18 protein-coding genes and 1 other annotated feature are annotated in these 17,091 nt (G+C 51.5%); of the genes, 7 read left to right on the forward strand and 11 right to left on the reverse strand.

The genetic code is table 11. The annotated features are described in order from the left end of the window. Positions 1–232 precede the first annotated feature (232 nt). The 11 genes from trpA to CRN96_RS10845 all read right to left on the reverse strand — a co-directional run bounded on the left by trpA (position 233) and on the right by CRN96_RS10845 (position 11,019). Positions 233–1,018, reverse strand: coding sequence for a tryptophan synthase subunit alpha (trpA, locus tag CRN96_RS10795; protein ID WP_097042042.1), 786 nt, complete (start codon positions 1,016–1,018; stop codon positions 233–235). Further along, positions 1,011–2,219: a tryptophan synthase subunit beta gene (gene trpB, locus CRN96_RS10800; RefSeq protein ID WP_097042045.1), complete on the reverse strand. Its 1,209-nt coding sequence runs from the start codon at positions 2,217–2,219 to the stop codon at positions 1,011–1,013. The genes trpA and trpB overlap by 8 nt, the downstream gene beginning before the upstream one ends. Beyond that, entirely contained in the window at positions 2,220–2,831 is a 612-nt protein-coding gene (locus tag CRN96_RS10805; protein WP_097042047.1) for a phosphoribosylanthranilate isomerase, read from the reverse strand. Next, positions 2,828–3,592: an indole-3-glycerol phosphate synthase TrpC gene (trpC, locus tag CRN96_RS10810; protein WP_097042049.1), complete on the reverse strand. Its 765-nt coding sequence runs from the start codon at positions 3,590–3,592 to the stop codon at positions 2,828–2,830. The genes CRN96_RS10805 and trpC overlap by 4 nt, the downstream gene beginning before the upstream one ends. Beyond that, the gene (trpD, locus tag CRN96_RS10815; protein ID WP_097042051.1) at positions 3,589–4,650 is read right to left on the reverse strand and encodes an anthranilate phosphoribosyltransferase; all 1,062 of its coding nucleotides are present in this window, start codon (positions 4,648–4,650) and stop codon (positions 3,589–3,591) included. The genes trpC and trpD overlap by 4 nt, the downstream gene beginning before the upstream one ends. A gap of 280 nt (positions 4,651–4,930) precedes the next feature. Continuing rightward, positions 4,931–5,156: a binding site (T-box leader), on the reverse strand. Between the two features lie 60 nt (positions 5,157–5,216). Beyond that, a complete protein-coding gene (locus tag CRN96_RS10820) occupies positions 5,217–6,461 on the reverse strand; it encodes a Glu/Leu/Phe/Val family dehydrogenase (RefSeq protein WP_097042054.1) in 1,245 nt (414 codons plus the stop codon). 152 nt (positions 6,462–6,613) lie between these two features. Then, entirely contained in the window at positions 6,614–7,858 is a 1,245-nt protein-coding gene (locus CRN96_RS10825; RefSeq protein WP_097042056.1) for a Glu/Leu/Phe/Val family dehydrogenase, read from the reverse strand. 79 nt (positions 7,859–7,937) lie between these two features. Next, entirely contained in the window at positions 7,938–9,131 is a 1,194-nt protein-coding gene (locus tag CRN96_RS10830; RefSeq protein ID WP_097042058.1) for an ornithine--oxo-acid transaminase, read from the reverse strand. Between the two features lie 259 nt (positions 9,132–9,390). Then, on the reverse strand, positions 9,391–9,771 hold the full coding sequence (gene ygs, locus CRN96_RS10835; RefSeq protein ID WP_097042494.1) for a S1 domain-containing post-transcriptional regulator Ygs: 381 nt from the start codon (positions 9,769–9,771) through the stop codon (positions 9,391–9,393). A gap of 258 nt (positions 9,772–10,029) precedes the next feature. Continuing rightward, positions 10,030–10,233: a hypothetical protein gene (locus CRN96_RS10840; RefSeq protein ID WP_097042060.1), complete on the reverse strand. Its 204-nt coding sequence runs from the start codon at positions 10,231–10,233 to the stop codon at positions 10,030–10,032. Positions 10,234–10,428: 195 nt separating this feature from the next. After that, positions 10,429–11,019, reverse strand: a complete 591-nt coding sequence (locus tag CRN96_RS10845) for a peptidylprolyl isomerase (RefSeq protein ID WP_097042062.1) — start codon at positions 11,017–11,019, stop codon at positions 10,429–10,431. Positions 11,020–11,210: 191 nt separating this feature from the next. Here CRN96_RS10845 and CRN96_RS10850 point away from each other — a divergent pair, with 191 nt between their 5' ends. Genes CRN96_RS10850 through mnhG form a run of 7 tightly spaced genes read left to right on the forward strand, consistent with a single transcriptional unit; the run spans position 11,211 to position 17,064 of the window. Then, the gene (locus tag CRN96_RS10850; protein ID WP_097042064.1) at positions 11,211–13,613 is read left to right on the forward strand and encodes a Na+/H+ antiporter subunit A; all 2,403 of its coding nucleotides are present in this window, start codon (positions 11,211–11,213) and stop codon (positions 13,611–13,613) included. Further along, the gene (locus CRN96_RS10855; RefSeq protein ID WP_097042066.1) at positions 13,597–14,094 is read left to right on the forward strand and encodes a Na(+)/H(+) antiporter subunit B; all 498 of its coding nucleotides are present in this window, start codon (positions 13,597–13,599) and stop codon (positions 14,092–14,094) included. The genes CRN96_RS10850 and CRN96_RS10855 overlap by 17 nt, the downstream gene beginning before the upstream one ends. After that, entirely contained in the window at positions 14,094–14,438 is a 345-nt protein-coding gene (locus CRN96_RS10860) for a Na(+)/H(+) antiporter subunit C (RefSeq protein ID WP_097042068.1), read from the forward strand. Before CRN96_RS10855 ends, CRN96_RS10860 begins: the two co-directional genes overlap by 1 nt. Next, positions 14,431–15,924 (forward strand): Na+/H+ antiporter subunit D, encoded by a 1,494-nt coding sequence (locus CRN96_RS10865; protein ID WP_097042070.1) that lies wholly within the window; start codon positions 14,431–14,433, stop codon positions 15,922–15,924. The genes CRN96_RS10860 and CRN96_RS10865 overlap by 8 nt, the downstream gene beginning before the upstream one ends. After that, on the forward strand, positions 15,925–16,404 hold the full coding sequence (locus tag CRN96_RS10870; RefSeq protein ID WP_097042072.1) for a Na+/H+ antiporter subunit E: 480 nt from the start codon (positions 15,925–15,927) through the stop codon (positions 16,402–16,404). Further along, complete coding sequence (locus tag CRN96_RS10875) at positions 16,401–16,700, forward strand: Na(+)/H(+) antiporter subunit F1 (protein ID WP_097042074.1); 300 nt, start codon at positions 16,401–16,403, stop codon at positions 16,698–16,700. Before CRN96_RS10870 ends, CRN96_RS10875 begins: the two co-directional genes overlap by 4 nt. Beyond that, entirely contained in the window at positions 16,693–17,064 is a 372-nt protein-coding gene (gene mnhG, locus CRN96_RS10880) for a monovalent cation/H(+) antiporter subunit G (RefSeq protein ID WP_245844657.1), read from the forward strand. The genes CRN96_RS10875 and mnhG overlap by 8 nt, the downstream gene beginning before the upstream one ends. Positions 17,065–17,091 lie beyond the last annotated feature (27 nt).

Below are 17,091 nucleotides of genomic sequence, written 5' to 3' on the forward strand. Positions count from 1 at the left end.
TCTCTCCAATCAATGTGTGTTGTGGTAACTACATTGTACTACAGAGAAATGACTTGGCTCATTTTTCTTTATTACACAATTATATGGACATAATCTGTGAGGAGCCAAGTTATGTCACAAAACGTCTTCCCGTGACATAAGTCGATAGTGAGGCAGGAAATTATATCACAAAACGCCTTCCCGTGACACAAAACGACCGGCAGAGGTACACCCCTGCCGGCCGTCATGATGTTTATTTTACTGCGTTACTCTTTTCAGGGATGAGGTTCTTGATGCCGTCTTCCTCACCCTGGTGCAGCATGTCGACGATCTTGCTGCCGACGATGACGCCGTCACAGTGACGGCCGAGTGCTTCGGCCATCTCCCGGTTGGAGACGCCGAACCCTGCGCACACGGGCACATCGGCGATGCCTTTGATTTTCTCAAGCAGCTCGTAAGTATCCTCGCCGAAAGATGTGCGGCCGCCGGTCGTTCCTTTGACTGTCACCGCATAAAGAAAGCCTTCGGCCCCTTCGGCTAGTTCACGGATCCGCTCCTCATCACTGGTCAGCGTGACGAGCCTGACGAGTGCGATATCATTGTCATGCAGGTGCGTGCTGACCTCGTCCTCCTCCTCGAACGGAACATCCGGAAGTATAACGCCTGAGATTCCGGACTCGCGGGCGTCTTCTGCGAATGCCTGGTAGCCGAGGTTCAGAATCGGGTTGATGTAGGTCATCAGCACGATCGGCACGTTGATGTCATCTTTGATCTTTTTCAGCTCATCCAGTATCTTCTGGAGCGAAACGCCTGCGTCCAGTGCACGGATGCCCGCCTGCTGGATCACCGGACCGTCAGCGACCGGATCTGAGAACGGTATACCGAGTTCGATGATGTCCACCCCGGCTTCTTCAAGTGTCTTTATCTGATGCTTCAGATTATCCAGCCCGCCGTCGCCTGCCATAATATATGAAATAAACGCCTTGTCTCCGGTTTCCTTCAACTTCTCGAAAACTTGCTCAATTTGTGTTTTACTCATTCTCTCCACCCCTTAACAGACGTTTGACTTCGCTGACATCCTTGTCGCCGCGGCCCGACAGGCAGATGACGACGACCTCATCGGAATTTTTACCTTTGGCAACTTCGATGGCTTCCGCCACAGCATGGGCGCTCTCGAGCGCCGGTATGATGCCCTCTTTACGGCTCAGCAGCTCAAAGGCTGCGAGTGCTTCCATATCGTTCCGGGAGACGTAGTTCACCCGGCCGGTCGTATGGAGGTGGCTGTGTTCCGGTCCGATGCCCGGGTAATCCAGCCCGGCGGATACGGAGTACGCCTCTTCGATCTGCCCGGCTTCATCCTGCAGCAGATGCATCTTCGCACCGTGCAGTACACCCACGCGCCCTTTCGAGATGGATGCTGCATATTCATTGGTGTCGAGCCCCTTGCCTGCGGATTCGACACCGATCAATTCGACGCCCTCGTCCTCGATGAACGGATAGAACATGCCCATCGCGTTGCTGCCGCCGCCGATGCATGCAACGATGCTGTCCGGCAGCCGGCCTTCCTTCTCCATGACCTGTTCCCTCGTCTCGCTGCCGATCACGCTCTGGAAGTCACGCACGATCTGCGGGAACGGGTGCGGACCGAGGACGGAACCGAGGATATAGTGCGTATCATCCACATTCGCAACCCAGTGGCGGAGCGTGGCATTGACCGCATCCTTCAATGTGCCGCGTCCTGCATCGACGCTCACGACTTCGGCACCGAGCAGTTCCATCCTGAAGACGTTCAGCTCCTGGCGCCTGACATCCTCCTTGCCCATGAAAATTGTGCATTCAAGGCCGAGGTTCGCGCAGATTGTGGCCGTTGCGACTCCGTGCTGCCCGGCGCCGGTTTCTGCGATGATCTTTTTCTTGCCCATGCGTTTGGCGAGCAGCCCCTGGCCGACCGTGTTGTTGATCTTATGCGCACCGGTGTGGTTCAGATCTTCCCGCTTCAAATAGATCTTTGCACCGCCGATATGTCCGCTTAAATTTTTTGCATAATAAAGCGGTGTCTCCCGCCCGACGAACTCCGTCAAATATTCATCGAGTTCATTCAGGAACTCTTCATCCTGGAGGGCTTTATTGTACTCCGCCTCCAGCTCATTCAATGCACCGATCAGCGTTTCAGGCACGTACCTGCCGCCGAACTCGCCATACTTGCCCTTGCTGTCCGGAAATTCATATGATAATACCATCTATGACACCTCTTTAACATTTTTTATGAAACGACTGACCTTTTCCGGGTCTTTCATACCGTCCGATTCCACACCGCTTGAAACATCCACGAGCGCCGGTTCGAACACCGAGATCGCCTCCCCGATGTTTTCAGGTTTCAGTCCGCCCGCGAGCGCAAAGCGCGCCCTGTCCAGACCCTCCTGGTCGAACGCCTCCCAGTCGAAACTGGAACCCGAACCGCCGTAGTATTCCTTCCTCGGACTGTCGACGAGTATGTACTCCGCCGGATAGTCAAATTTCTCTTTGTTCGTGAATTCAGAATTGCTCGGAAATGCCTTGATGGCTTGTCCCTTGAAATTTTCAACGAAGCCCGGGGTCTCATCCCCGTGGAACTGTATGTAGTCGAGTCCCTTTTCCAGCGCCCTGCGTGCCTCCTCCATGGACGGATTGACGAACACCCCGACGGTCTTTACGCCCTTTTTATCGAGCCCATCCAGTATCCTTCCCGCCTCATCGATCGTGACCTGCCTTTTGCTCGGTGCGAAGACGAATCCGATGAAGTCCGCCCCCGCATCGACGGCGTACTGTGCATCCTCAAGCGTCTGCATCCCGCAAATCTTCACCTTCGTCATATTTCCACCTTCAATTCCCTGATGATCTCCACCGGATGCTTCGCGCGCATCAGCGTCTCGCCGACCAGGAGGCACCGGGCTTTCCCGTCGGCCATCTTCTGTGCATCCGCGCGGGTCTCCATGCCGCTTTCGGCGATGAATAAAATATCTTCATCATAATACTTGTCGATCAAGTTCACCGTGTTGTCGAGATCCACGAGGAACGTCTTAAGATCCCGGTTGTTGATGCCGATGATTTCAGGATCAAGCTTCAGCGCCCGCTTCATCTCTTCTTCATCATGCACTTCCACAATCACTTCCATCCCGAGGTCGCGCGCCGTCCTGTGAAAACGTGCGAGCGTCTCATCATCAAGTATCGTCACGATAAGCAGGATGATGTCCGCACCGTGGTTGTATGCATCCACTATCTGCCGTTCATCGATGATGAAGTCCTTGTTCAGTATCGGCACATCGACCACCTGCCGTACATCGGCAAGATCATTCATCGATCCTTTGAAGAAGTCGCTTTCGGTCAGCACGCTGATCGCGTTCGTACCGCCCTCGACATACAGCCCCGCCTGGTCCACCGGCGTCAGGTCCGTATTGATGTCACCCTTTGACGGCGATGCCCTTTTTATCTCGCTGATGATGCCGAGTTCACCCTCGGCTTCAACCCTTGCCTTGAAAGGTATTGGCTGCCTTCCCGGAATATGCTCCACAGTTTCCGGATAATCTTTCAATCTCTCTCTTTTCGCTGCCACAATCTTATCCAGTATAGTCATTTGACACCCTCATTTGTATATTTGATCAATTCCTGAAGTTTTTCATTCGCACTGCCCGATTCGATGCTCTCTTTCGCCTTTTCGATGCCCGACTTGATGGATTCCGCTTTTTCAGCGGTGAAGATGGCGATGCCTGCATTCAACAGCACCGTATCCCTCTGTGCAGCCGTCGCTTTACCTTCAAGGACATCGAGCAGTATCTGTTTGTTCACATGGCCGTCGCCGCCCCGCAGCTCTTCCATATCATACCCGGGCAGGCCGACATCTGATGGCTTCAGTATATGCGTCCTCACTTCGCCGTCTTTCAATATCGCAATCCTGTTCTCCCCTGCGAGGTTCGCCTCATCCATCGAATGTGCGCCGTTGACGACGACCGCGCGCTTCCTGCCGAGTGATTTCAGCACATGCGCCATCGTCTCCACCTGGTCACGCTTATAGATGCCGAGGTACTGATAATCCAGATCCACCGGGTTGATCAGCGGCCCGATCATATTGAAGACCGTCGGCACCTTCAGATCATTCCTCACCTTCATGATCTGCTTGATCTTCGGATGCACGAACGGGGCGAATAAAAATGCGATGCCCGCCGCATCAAGCTGTCCCGCCACTTTTCCCGGGAAATAATCGAGCTTCAGACCGAGTGCGGACAACACATCCGAACTGCCGGTCAGGCTGGTGATGCTTTTGTTGCCATGCTTTGCGATCTTGACACCTGCGCCTGCGATGACGAATGCGGAAGTCGTGGAAATATTGAAGCTGTTCGAACCGTCACCGCCGGTGCCGCAGTTGTCGATGACGCCCGGCACATGGTGCGGCAGCTTCAATGCGTGGTCTTTCAACACCGTGACGAGGGCAGTGATCTCCCCGACCGTTTCACCCTTCTCCTTCAATCCCATCAGGAGGGACGCAATCTCGCTGTCCGAAGCCCGGCCTTCAAGCACTGCATCAAAAGCGTCATACATCTCATCGAACGTCAGATCTTCCTTGCGTGATAACTTTAAAATATATTGGTAAACCGAAATCGTCTCATTAGTGATGTGTACAGCTGATTGTGTCATTATAAAAACCTCCATTTGTTATTTTGAATAAAAAAATCCCCCACCGGTCATATGACCAATGGAGGACGGGTTACCGCGGTGCCACCTCTGTTAAGCATTGTGCTTCTCTTGATGTCTGTAACGTCGACAAAACGCGATATCGTCCATCAGGCCCATTCCACCAATACGCCGGACACCCTCTCACCACCGGGCATCTCTCTGTCGCAGACCATACTGGTATACTTACTCTGATCAATATCTGTTATTAAATTATAAAAAAAGGCTCCCCGAATCCTGTACGAAAAAGGACGGGGAGCCGTGGTGCCACCTTAATTGACTGCGTGATGCAGTCCACTTTATATGCAGCATAACGAATTATGCCGAAATCCCTGATAACGCTGGTCAGACGCCGGTGTAAACCGGTTCATGTTGGAAGCCCATTCACAAATTCACTGCACCGGTTCACACCGACCACCGGCTCTCTGAAACAGGAAAACCTGCTACTCTTCTTCCAAAAATCAATTATTTTTACTGTTGCAAACCATCTTAAAACAAATATCTGATAATTGCAAGTATAAAATTTATTTTTATGCCCAGTTGCGGTATCTGATGGCTTCCGCCGTCTTCCTGATACCCACCACATAAGCTGCAAGGCGCATGTCGACCTGTCTTGCATCATGGAAGTCATAGATTTCGTCGAAGGACTTGCTCATCTTTTCCTCAAGCAGTTCCTGGATCTCATCTTCTTCCCAGTAGTAGCCGGTCTTGTTCTGCACCCATTCGAAATAAGATACGGTGACGCCGCCGGCTGATGCGAGTACATCCGGTACAAGCAGTTTGCCGCGCTCGGTCAGGATTTCCGTGGCCTCTTCCGTCGTCGGGCCGTTTGCCGCCTCGACGATGATGTCAGCCTTGATGTCATGGGCATTTCCCACAGTGATCTGGTTCGCAATTGCCGCCGGAATCAGAATATCACACTCGCTCTCGAGCAGTTCCTCGTTTGTGAGGACCTCCACACCGAGCGCTTCGGCATCGATGCCTTTATCCTTGTTCTCGATGATGTAGTCGATATCGATGCCGTCCTTATGATAAAGTGCACGGGTCGATCTTGAGACGCCGACGATTTTCGCACCTGCATCAAAGAGGATCTTCGAGATGAAGCTGCCCGCGTTGCCGAAGCCCTGGACCACGACACGCGCATCTTCCATTTTGATGTTCCTTTTTTCAAGCGCTTTTTTCACGCAGATGACGGCACCCATCGCGGTTGCAGTATTCCTGCCTTTTGATCCGCCGAGCGCAAGAGGTTTCCCCGTAATGAATTCGAGAGGATTGTCATTGTGCTTCATGCTGTACTCATCGAGCATCCATGACATCACCTGTGCGTTCGTGTACACATCCGGTGCCGGAATGTCCTTAAGCGGTCCGACGAACTGTGAAATCGCCCTGATGTAACCGCGTGCGATGCCCTCGATCTCCCTCTGGCTCAGTTCCTTCGGGTTACAGATCACGCCGCCCTTACCGCCGCCGTACGGCAGATTGACGATGCCCGCCTTCAGGGTCATCCACATGGAAAGTGCAATCACTTCGTCACGGTCGACATCCGGGTGGAATCTGATCCCGCCCTTCGTCGGACCCGCTGCATCGCTGTGCTGGGCGCGGTAGCCCGTGAAGACCTGGACCGAACCGTCATCCATCCGCACCGGTATACGCACTGTCAGCACCCTTGACGGTTCCTTGATGAGATCATACATGCCCTCATCGTATCCGAGCATGTCCAATGCTTTATGTAACACTTTTTGTGTTGATTGTATAAGATTAGAAGTTTCAGCCATTAGAGAAATCCCCCTGCTTTTTTGTGAATAAACATACATATTAGACTATAATATTACTATACCATCCAGTTTATTTCAATATATTTATTGTATTTTCTAAAAACTCTCATGATAAAAAGCCGGGAAGTGCATCTCCCCGGCTTTTCCTGAGTTTACGCCCAGCCTCTGTACCTTGCAGCTTCTGCCGTACGCTTAAGACCGACGATATATGCAGCAAGGCGCATATCGATGTGGCGCTTATCATGCAGATCATAAATTTCATTGAACGCTTTTTTAAGTTTGATTTCGAGCTTTTCGTTGACTTCTTCCTCGTCCCAGTAATATCCCTGGTTGTTCTGGACCCACTCGAAGTAGGATACGGTCACGCCGCCCGCTGATGCGAGCACATCCGGCACAAGCAGTTTGCCCGCTTCGTGCAGTATGGCGGTCGCACCTTTCGTCGTCGGGCCGTTTGCCGCCTCACATATGATGTCCGCCTTGATGTTGTTGGCGTTGTCTTCGGTGATCTGGTTTTCGATCGCCGCCGGAATGAGCACATCGCAATCGAGTTCGAGCAGTTCTTCGTTCGTGATGATATCATCGAACAGGTTCGTCACCATGCCGAAGCTGTCACGGCGGTCCAGCAGGTAATCGATATCCAGGCCGTCCGGGTCATGGAGTGCACCGTTGGCATCGGAGATGCCGACGATCTTCGCACCGTAATCGTAGAGGATCTTCGACAGGAAGCTGCCCGCGTTGCCGAATCCCTGGATCACTATCCTCACATCTTCAAAAGTCTTGCCACGCTTTTCAAGCGCGTATCCGAGACACAGCACGACACCCATCGCCGTTGCGCGGTCCCGGCCCTGTGAGCCGCCGAGCACGATCGGTTTACCGGTGATGAAGCCCGGGGAGTTGAACGCATCAAGCATGCTGTACTCATCCATCATCCATGCCATGATCTGGGAGTTCGTGAATACATCCGGCGCCGGAATGTCCTTGGCCGGTCCGACGAACTGGGAGATGGCACGCACATAGCCGCGTGACAGGCGTTCAACCTCTTCGATGCTCATCTCACGCGGATCACAGATAATTCCGCCCTTGCCGCCGCCGTAAGGCAGGTCCACGATGCCCGCCTTCAGAGTCATCCACATCGACAGTGCGACGACTTCCTCTTCGGTGACATTCGGATGGAACCTGACGCCGCCTTTGGTCGGTCCGACCGCATCATTATGCTGGGCACGGAAGCCCGTGAACACTTTGACCGAGCCGTCGTCCATGCGCACCGGTATGCGTACCCTGAGAACCCTCAAAGGCTCCTTGATCAAATCATACATGCCCTCATCGAAGCCGAGCTTTTCCAGTGCTTCAGCGATGATGGCCTGTGTGGAAGTAACTAAATTCGTATTCTCTGACATTAATATCCGCCTCTTTTATGAAACTGTTTTCACTGTTATTATACCCTCTATTGTATCATACTGGGCGCTTTTGAAAAGGCTATTTGGCCAATACAGCTTTAACTTTTTCAATCGCTGTATCCAGATCTTTCTGCTCGATGATGAGCGGCGGTGCAAAGCGGATGACCGTCTCGTGCGTCTCTTTGCACAGTATGCCCTCTTCCTTCAGTGCTTCACAGTACTCGCGTGCCGGTTCGGTCAGCTCAAGTCCGATGAAGAGCCCGCGGCCGCGGACATCCTTTATCCTGTCATCATCGATCTTCAACAGTTCAGCCTTGAAGTATTCACCGAGTTCATGCGATTTTTCAATCAGGTTCTCATCGATCAGCACATCCAGCGCCGCTTCCGATACTGCACATGCAAGCGGGTTCCCGCCGAATGTGGAACCATGCGAGCCCGCATTGAACACACTCAGCACCTCACTGTCCGCAAGTACACAGGAGATCGGGAACACCCCGCCGCCGAGCGCCTTGCCGAGGATGTACATATCAGGGACGACATCGTCCCAGTCACATGCAAAGAGTTTGCCTGAACGGCCGAGGCCGGACTGGATTTCATCGGCGATGAACAATATATTATGCTCATCACATATTTCCCTGACCTGCTTCAGGAAACCTTCAGGCGGTATGTTGATGCCCGCTTCGCCCTGGATCGGCTCGAGGATGATGGCTGCCGTATTCTCATTGACTGCTTCTTTGATCTGGTCGATGTCGCCGAAATCCACAAGCTTGAATCCTTCGACGAGCGGACCGTAGCCGCGTCTGTACTCCGCCTCTGATGACATGGACACCGGTATGAGCGTGCGTCCGTGGAAATTCTGGTTCATCGCAATGATTTCTGCCTTGTTGTCTTCGACGCCCTTGACGTCATAAGCCCAGCGGCGTGCAGCCTTGACTGCGGTTTCTACGGCTTCTGCACCTGTGTTCATCGGCAGTGCCATCTCCTTGTTTGCAAGTCTGCAGACTTTTTCATACCACGGGCCGAGTTTATCCGAATGGAATGCCCTCGATGTCAGGGTCACCCTGTCCGCCTGATCTTTGAGCGCCTGGATGATCTTCGGGTGCCTGTGCCCCTGGTTGACCGCAGAATATGCACTGAGCATATCCATATATTCATTGCCTTCAGGGTCCCTCACCCATATGCCTTCAGCTTCCGATACGACGATCGGCAGCGGGTTGTAGTTCGGTGCACCATACTTGTTTGTGATTTCAATGATCTCATTTGATTTTGTCATTTGCCTCATCCCTTCATATTCGCTTTATGTATTACTGTAACTGATCAATCGTGGACCACCGTGGGCGGTCCCGTCGAAAACCTCTGTGCGCAAGATCCTGGCGATATGTTCTTGACCGGCAGTAAACTCCCATCCTCTATAATGACAATTCCAGAAGGTTTTTTCAAGTTTTAATATTCAGTCAAGTGTTCAGGCCCTTTTTTCAGCAAAATAAAAAAATCTACAGAATGAACTGTAGATTTTTCCTTTAAGATAATTTTCACTTATCCTGCATCCGCATTTTAGCTTCCTGTATCCACTGCGGCATCTTTTGTCGAAGGGACTCGAACCCGTATTCCTCTGAGTCTTTGATCTGTTCTATTATCGAACGTTTGTCTTTCTTCTTTTCTTCGTTCTTGAAATATTCGTTCTCCTTCAATGTCAGATTCAACTTTCCGTCGGGACCGACACTGAGCACTTTGGCTTTGACGATCTGTCCTTTTGATAAATACTGGCTGACATTGTGAACGTAATCATTCATCACTTCGGAGATGTGAATGAGTCCTTCTTGATTATCAGGGGTTCTGACAAAAGCACCGTAAGGTTGGATACCAGTAACTTTAACTTTTACAAACTGGTTTTTGCGGTATTTTTTTGTCACATCCATTACCCCGCTAACATAAGCTCTATCCAATTGACATTTTACCATATCATGGATATATAATCTAATGGTAAGAAAATTTGTACCTGCCGGGGGGCGCCTGAAGCCGCCATGAATATGAAAGAGGCGCCCTGCAAGGCAGGGCGCCTCTTTCAATTTTCGCATGATTTTATAATATGGTGAGCTTTTTCAACCAGCAGTCCATATCCTCACCCTTTTTAAAGGGTCCGGCATTGAACCGGCGTGTATACTCCGATGTCACCTTCCGGATTCATCTGCTTCCTTCTGCTCGAGCTTCCTCATCACTTCTTCTTCGAAGTTCTTCATCTTCTCTTCCTGATTTTTAGAGTAGGATTTGATGATCCTGTATGCGGCGTACGCAACCAGGAAACATACCAGCATAGCAAATGCTGCAGGGATATATTCCATCGGATCATCCGGGAAATATAGGAAATCCATCATATTACATCACTCACCTTTTCCAAGCCATTATAACAAATCCCTTTTTATATTAAACACCCGATTAGTGACCAATTTGTGAGAACTTGATTTTGAATTCCGGCTTTTTGGACTTACGGACCCGCTGCCGGTCTTTTTAAAAAATAAAAGAACCGGCTCTGGAATGAGCCGGCTCCCGTGAAACCACAGAGTAGTGTGTTATTCTGTGACTTCGATGCTTTCTATCTTCACTTCATCTACAGGACGGTCCTGTGCGCCCGTCTTCACTTCGGCTATATTTTCCACAATATCCATTCCCGCAATCACGTGGCCGAATACCGTATGCCTCTGATCGAGCCATGGCGTGCCGCCCTGTGTCTTATATGCTTCGATGATTTCCTCGGGATAGCCTGCGCCTTCAAGCTGGGACAGCATCTGGGAAGGCACTTCCTTCAGCTGGACGATGAAGAACTGGCTGCCGTTCGTGCCCGGTCCCGCATTCGCCATGGACAATGCACCGTAGAGATTGAATGCTTCCGTTGAAAACTCGTCTTCGAAAGTTCCGCCCCATATGCTTTCGCCGCCCATGCCTGTACCTGTCGGGTCGCCGCCCTGGATCATGAAGTCTTTGATCACACGGTGGAATATCTGGCCGTCATAGTAACCGTTCTTTGCGTGGGTGGTGAAGTTCTCGACTGTTTTTGGAGCGATGTCCTTGAGCAGTTTGACAGTCACATCACCGTGGTTGGTCTTGATTACTGCCTGTACTTCGTTCTCGCCCAATGAATCCGTTAATTGTGGGTAAGTCATAAATAGCCTCCTAGGATTTCAAAAATTTCAAATTCACGTTTGGATTTCGTGAATTTTCAAAGATAAAAAGTTAATCTCTCCGTATATACTACTACAAAAAGTTCATTTTTTTCAAACTGTATACATTTATTTAGATGTATCAATAATGTATAATAATTTTATATTGCAAAAAACGCTAAGGAGGAGAACACGTGACGCTGATACACTTTGCCATTTTGCTGCCTGTCATTGCTGCTGTGGGCATCGGCATATTATACAGATTTTACAAAAAAGTCCATCTCGGCTGGTTTGTCCTGCCCATTCCCGCCGTCATCACAGTCTACCTGGCCACATTGATACCGGCCGTCAGCAACAATCAGGTGATTTATGAAACGATGCAGTTCATGCCGAGGGTGGGTATGAATTTCGACGTTTATATAGATGGTTTGAGCTTACTTTTCGCCATACTCATCGCCGGCATAGGGACACTCGTCGTCCTTTATTCCGTCGGCTACCTCTCGAAGCAGGAAAAACTGGGCAACTTCTATGTTTATCTGCTGATATTCATGACCGCGATGCTCGGTGTTGTCCTGAATGACAATGTACTCATGCTTTACTTATTCTGGGAGCTGACTTCAATATCCAGTTTCCTCCTCATCGCCTACTGGTTCACGAGGGAGCGTTCCATCTACGGTGCGCAGAAGTCGATGCTGATCACGATGTTCGGCGGCTTCCTGATGCTCGGGGGCTTCATCATCCTCAGCCTGATCACGGATACATACAGTATCAGGGGAATGATCGAACAGGTGCCGGCCATCCAGGAAGACCCGCTCTCAATGCTTGCGATCGTCCTGATCCTTTTCGGGGCGTTCACGAAGTCGGCACAGTTCCCGTTCTACATCTGGCTGCCGGATGCGATGGAGGCACCGACCCCGGTCAGCGCCTACCTTCACTCGGCAACGATGGTCAAAGCCGGCCTGTATCTGGTCGCAAGATTCACCCCGCTGTTCGCATTCTCCGAATTGTGGGTATGGAGCATCCTCGGTGTCGGATTGATCACACTCGTATGGGCTGCATTCAATGCAATCAAGCAGGATGACCTGAAAGCCGTACTCGCTTTCTCAACCGTCTCCCAGCTCGGACTCATCATGTCGCTCCTCGGGGCCGGCGCACTCGCCGTGCAGACCGGTGCGGCTGAAGGGCTGTTCACCGTCGCCGTCGTTGCAGCCGTGTTCCATCTGATCAACCATGCGACGTTCAAAGGTGCCCTGTTCATGATCATCGGCATCGTCGACCACGAAACGGGCACAAGGAGCCTGAAAAAGCTCGGCGGCCTGATGACCATCATGCCGATCTCATTCACCATGACCCTCATCACATCACTGTCCATGGCAGGGATACCGCCGTTCAACGGCTTCCTGTCCAAAGAGCTGTTTCTGGAGGCGATGTTCGCCCTCCGTGAAGCGGATTTCAGCGTGCTTGCCGATGTGAGCGTCCTGTTCCCGCTGCTTGCCATTGTGGGCAGCATCTTCACATTCGTCTACTCGGTCATTTTGATCCGGGGCATTTTCATGGGCAAACAGATGCCTGCCACACCTAAAAAACCTCAGGAAGCACCTGCGCTCATGCTGATTTCACCGATGATACTGACGCTGCTCGTCGTGGTCTTCGGCCTGTTCCCGAACCTTCTCTCAGGCTCCATCATCGATCCGGCGGCGATGAGCATACTGAACACTTCGGAACCGCTGAACACCGAAATCTACCACTGGCACGGCTGGGACAGCCCGGCATTGTGGGCGACCATCGCCATCATAGCTGCCGGTGCCCTGATGTATCTCTTCAGGGATTTCTGGAAACCGGTCTACAGGCTCGGTGCCGATGCTTTCACACTCAACTATTTATATGACCAGGGCCTGATCTACAGCCGCCTCGGTGCAGAAAGGATCACCGACGGATATATGACGGGCTATATACGGTCTTATCTGATTTATATATTCGGTGCATTCGTCATATTTTCACTCATCACCTTGATCAATACGGATATTTCATTCGACTGGGGCGTCACTGCACCCATCGCCCTGCCCGAGATGCTGATCATACTGATCATCCTTGCAGCGGTGACTGCGATGCTGATCACCCGTTCGAGGATGGTATCCATCATCATGTTCAGTACGATCGGATTTTCACTGTCCCTCTTATTCGTGTTTTTCAGGGCGGTGGACCTCGCACTGACGCAGCTCGCGGTGGAAGCCATCACTACAGCACTTTTCCTGCTGGCGTTCTTCCATCTGCCGAAACGCAGCCGGCATGAAGAGCACAGGAGATTCAAACTGAATAACCTGATGATTTCTGCAGCGGTGGGCGTCGTCGCGACGGTGATCGGACTTGCGGCATATTCCAACCGCCTGTTCGATTCGATCAGCCAGTTCTATATCGACAACGTATACGACCTTGCAGCCGGCGGCAACATGGTCAACGTCATCCTCGTTGACTTCCGCGGCCTCGATACTTTATTCGAAACGCTCGTATTCGGCATTGCAGGCCTCGGCGTTTTTGTACTATTGAAACTCCGAGTCACTAAGGAAGGAGAGAATAAATATGAAGAGCACCCTTAAAAAGCTGGGTTACAACAGAGTTCATAAGCAGATGAATGACGTATTCCTGAAATATACCGCAAAAGTGGTATTCCTTGTCATCATCACCTTCTCGATCAATTTATTCTTCTCGGGACACTATACACCCGGCGGCGGCTTCGTCGGCGGACTGCTCGCGGCGGGGGCAATCATCCTCCTCCTCCTGGCCTATGATTTGAAGACATTGCGCAAGATGCTCCGGATCGACGACAAACGGACGATCACACTCGGGCTTGCGATATCCTTCATCATCCCGATACTTTTGATGTTTTTCGGCACACCACTCTTCACACATCAGTATACGTACCTTCAGCTTCCCGTCTTCGGGGAAGTGCCGATCCATACAGCTGTGATATTCGATGTCGGTGTATATATCACCGTTGCCGGCACGACATTGCTGATCATCACCCTGCTCGCTTCAGAGCAGTTCATGGCAGAGTCGGAAGGGGCGGATAAAGAATAATGGAGATTTTAATCATCGTACTCGCAGGCATCCTGATCGGTGCCTCTGTGTACCTCATGCTGTCGAAGAGTCTACTCCGCATCATCCTCGGCACGGGCATCCTGAGCCACGGCATACTGCTCATGCTTCTGACGATGGGCGGGCTCAAGCGGGGCGGCATCCCGGTGCTGGATGATTCCGTCCAGCAGTATGCGGACCCGCTGCCGCAGGCAATGCTGCTCACTGTCATCGTCATCACCTTCGCACTGACGGCCTATATGCTGGTCGTTGCGATACGTGTCTACAGGGAGCTTGGTACCGACGATGTCGAACAACTAAAAGGAGTGCCTAGAGAAGATGACTGATATCATACCTATACTGCCCATACTGATCCCGGTCATCTCGGGCATCATACTGCTCGGGGTCGGCCGGACGAACGTTTATCTGCACAGGGTCATTGCATCGCTGACCGCCCTCCTCATGGTCATCGTGTCGATCGTCATAGTATACTATGTCGCACAATACGGCATCATCGTCACGCATGTCGGCAACTGGGAGGCGCCTTTCGGCATCAGCCTCGTTGTGGATATGCTTGCGGCGCTGCTCGTCCTTGCGACTTCGATCGTCACTTTTGCCGTCGTCGTATATTCTTTCCAGTCGATCGGCCCGGCGAGGGAGAGGTTCTTTTACTACCCGATGATCATGTTCATGATCTCCGGCATCAACGGCGCCTTTACGACAGGCGATATATTCAACATGTTCGTATTCTTCGAGGTGTTCCTGCTCGCTTCATATGTACTGATCACGACCGGCGGCACGAAGGTCCAGCTCCAGGAAGGGTTCAAGTATCTTCTTGTCAACATCCTCTCCTCGAACTTCTTCGTGCTTGCCGTCGCCTACCTGTATTCGGCGGTCGGTTCACTGAACATGGCGGACATCCACAATAAACTGGCGGCATTTGACGGTGATGCATCCATCATGTCACTGGTCGCCGTCGTCATGCTGTTCGTATTCGCGACAAAGGCCGGGTTGTTCCCGTTCTACTTCTGGCTGCCCGGCTCGTATTTTGCACCACCCATGCCGATCATGGCACTTTTCGGGGCACTGCTCACGAAAGTCGGTGTTTACGCCATAGCACGGGTCTACTCATTGTTCTTCATCGATAATACCGGGTTCACGCATCAGATGCTGATGCTGCTCGCGGTGCTTACGATCGTGATGGGTTCGATCGGTGCAATTGCCTACTCCGATATGAAGAAGATCGTCATCTACAATATACTGATTGCCATTGGAATCATCATCGCCGGCATTTCAATGATGGATGAGGCGGGGACCATCGGTGCCACATACTATCTGATCAATGACATCATCATAAAGGCGGGACTCTTCCTCCTTGTCGGTTTCATCATCTACAGGACCGGCGAGAGCGACATCACGAAGCTCGGCGGGTTGATGAAGGTCCATCCGGTGACCGGATGGATGCTCCTGATCTCGGCTTTCGGCCTCGCAGGGGTTCCGCCCCTGCCGGGTTTTTACGGCAAGTTGTTCATCGTGACGTCGCTGTTCGATAACGGCCATGTCATTTCAGGCATCATCGTGCTCCTTTCCAGCCTGGTGGTGCTGTATTCGATCCTCAGGATATTCATCTCGGTATTCTGGGGCGAGAGCATGGACTTCACCAAATTGAAACCGATCAGCTATGACAAGCTTTTATTTTCATCGTTCCTGATGGTGATCATCATGGTCGCCTTCGGTTTCGGGGCGGATGCCCTTTATCCGCTCTTCGACAGCGCAGCTCAGTCATTATATGAACCTTCATCCTATTCCGGTTATTTGTTGGGGGTGGAATAATTGGCATTACAAATTTTACTCAATATCACACTGGCATTCCTGTGGGTGCTGATCGTTTCAGATCTCTCCCTCGGGTCCCTGGTCCTCGGCTATCTGATTGGGATTTTCCCGGTATATATCATCAGGGATTTTCTGCCCGGCAGGTTTTATCTGATCAGGGTTTACTATTCACTGAAGCTCATTTTCGTTTTCGCCATTGAACTGATCAAAGCCAACTATGACCTGACGAAAATCATCGTCAGTCCGAAGATCGACATCCATCCCGGCTTCTTCGCCTACCCGTGCGACCTTGAGGAGGAGTGGGAAATCACCCTCCTTTCGGCGTTGATTTCACTGACGCCGGGCACGGTGATCGTTGCGATTTCAGATGACTATTCCACAATCTACATCCATGGCATCAATGCCCTGGACGTCGATGCGGAGATTTCACTGATCAAGAACCGTTTTGAGAAATTGATTGAAGAGGTGAGCAGACCATGACGACTTTCCTGCAGATTGTAATACTGACGAGCGGCATCATATTCGCACTGTCCCTCGTCGGCCTGTCATACAGAATCATCGTCGGCCCGACACTCCATGACAAGATCGTCGCACTGGACGCATTCGGGGTCATGCTCATGGGTATGATCGCCATCACTGCGATCACCCTCGGCTCGGTATATTTCATACCGATTATACTGCTCATCGGTACACTGGCATTCCTGTCCACTATAACATTTGCCAAATACCTGGAAAGGAACGTGATTATAGATGATGATAGAGATTCTGATGAATAGTCTGATCGCGTTCTTCCTGATCGGCGGCACGCTCATGACCGCGCTTGCCGTGGTCGGGATGATCCGGCTTCCGGATATGTATTCAAGGCTGCATGCCACGACGAAGAGCACGACCCTCGGGGTCATCATGATCATGACGGGGGCATTCCTGTATTTCTGGTATATCGACGGGTTGATCGAGACCAACCTGCTGCTCGGTGCACTGTTCATCCTGCTGACGGCACCGGTGTCGAGCCACCTTCTGTCCCGCAGCGCCTTCCACGCAGACGTGAAGCCGTATAAGCTGACCGTGCTGAATGACCTGAAGCGGGATGAATCCGATCCGGATGCTGAAAATGATCCGGACCGGGACATAGTGGAATAATTCCTGAGTAACACAAAAAAGACATTT

The sequence above is a fragment of the Salinicoccus kekensis genome (assembly GCF_900220995.1).
GTDB lineage: Bacteria > Bacillota > Bacilli > Staphylococcales > Salinicoccaceae > Lacicoccus > Lacicoccus kekensis.

Coding starts and splice junctions, on each gene's coding strand:
- trpA (WP_097042042.1), bottom strand. CDS start 1,018: ATGAGTAAAACACAAATTGAGCAAGTTTTCGAGAAGTTGAAGGAAACC.
- trpB (WP_097042045.1), bottom strand. CDS start 2,219: ATGGTATTATCATATGAATTTCCGGACAGCAAGGGCAAGTATGGCGAG.
- CRN96_RS10805 (WP_097042047.1), bottom strand. CDS start 2,831: ATGACGAAGGTGAAGATTTGCGGGATGCAGACGCTTGAGGATGCACAG.
- trpC (WP_097042049.1), bottom strand. CDS start 3,592: ATGACTATACTGGATAAGATTGTGGCAGCGAAAAGAGAGAGATTGAAA.
- trpD (WP_097042051.1), bottom strand. CDS start 4,650: ATGACACAATCAGCTGTACACATCACTAATGAGACGATTTCGGTTTAC.
- CRN96_RS10820 (WP_097042054.1), bottom strand. CDS start 6,461: ATGGCTGAAACTTCTAATCTTATACAATCAACACAAAAAGTGTTACAT.
- CRN96_RS10825 (WP_097042056.1), bottom strand. CDS start 7,858: ATGTCAGAGAATACGAATTTAGTTACTTCCACACAGGCCATCATCGCT.
- CRN96_RS10830 (WP_097042058.1), bottom strand. CDS start 9,131: ATGACAAAATCAAATGAGATCATTGAAATCACAAACAAGTATGGTGCA.
- CRN96_RS10840 (WP_097042060.1), bottom strand. CDS start 10,233: ATGATGGATTTCCTATATTTCCCGGATGATCCGATGGAATATATCCCT.
- CRN96_RS10845 (WP_097042062.1), bottom strand. CDS start 11,019: ATGACTTACCCACAATTAACGGATTCATTGGGCGAGAACGAAGTACAG.
- CRN96_RS10855 (WP_097042066.1), top strand. CDS start 13,597: ATGAAGAGCACCCTTAAAAAGCTGGGTTACAACAGAGTTCATAAGCAG.
- CRN96_RS10860 (WP_097042068.1), top strand. CDS start 14,094: ATGGAGATTTTAATCATCGTACTCGCAGGCATCCTGATCGGTGCCTCT.
- CRN96_RS10865 (WP_097042070.1), top strand. CDS start 14,431: ATGACTGATATCATACCTATACTGCCCATACTGATCCCGGTCATCTCG.
- CRN96_RS10875 (WP_097042074.1), top strand. CDS start 16,401: ATGACGACTTTCCTGCAGATTGTAATACTGACGAGCGGCATCATATTC.
- mnhG (WP_245844657.1), top strand. CDS start 16,693: ATGAATAGTCTGATCGCGTTCTTCCTGATCGGCGGCACGCTCATGACC.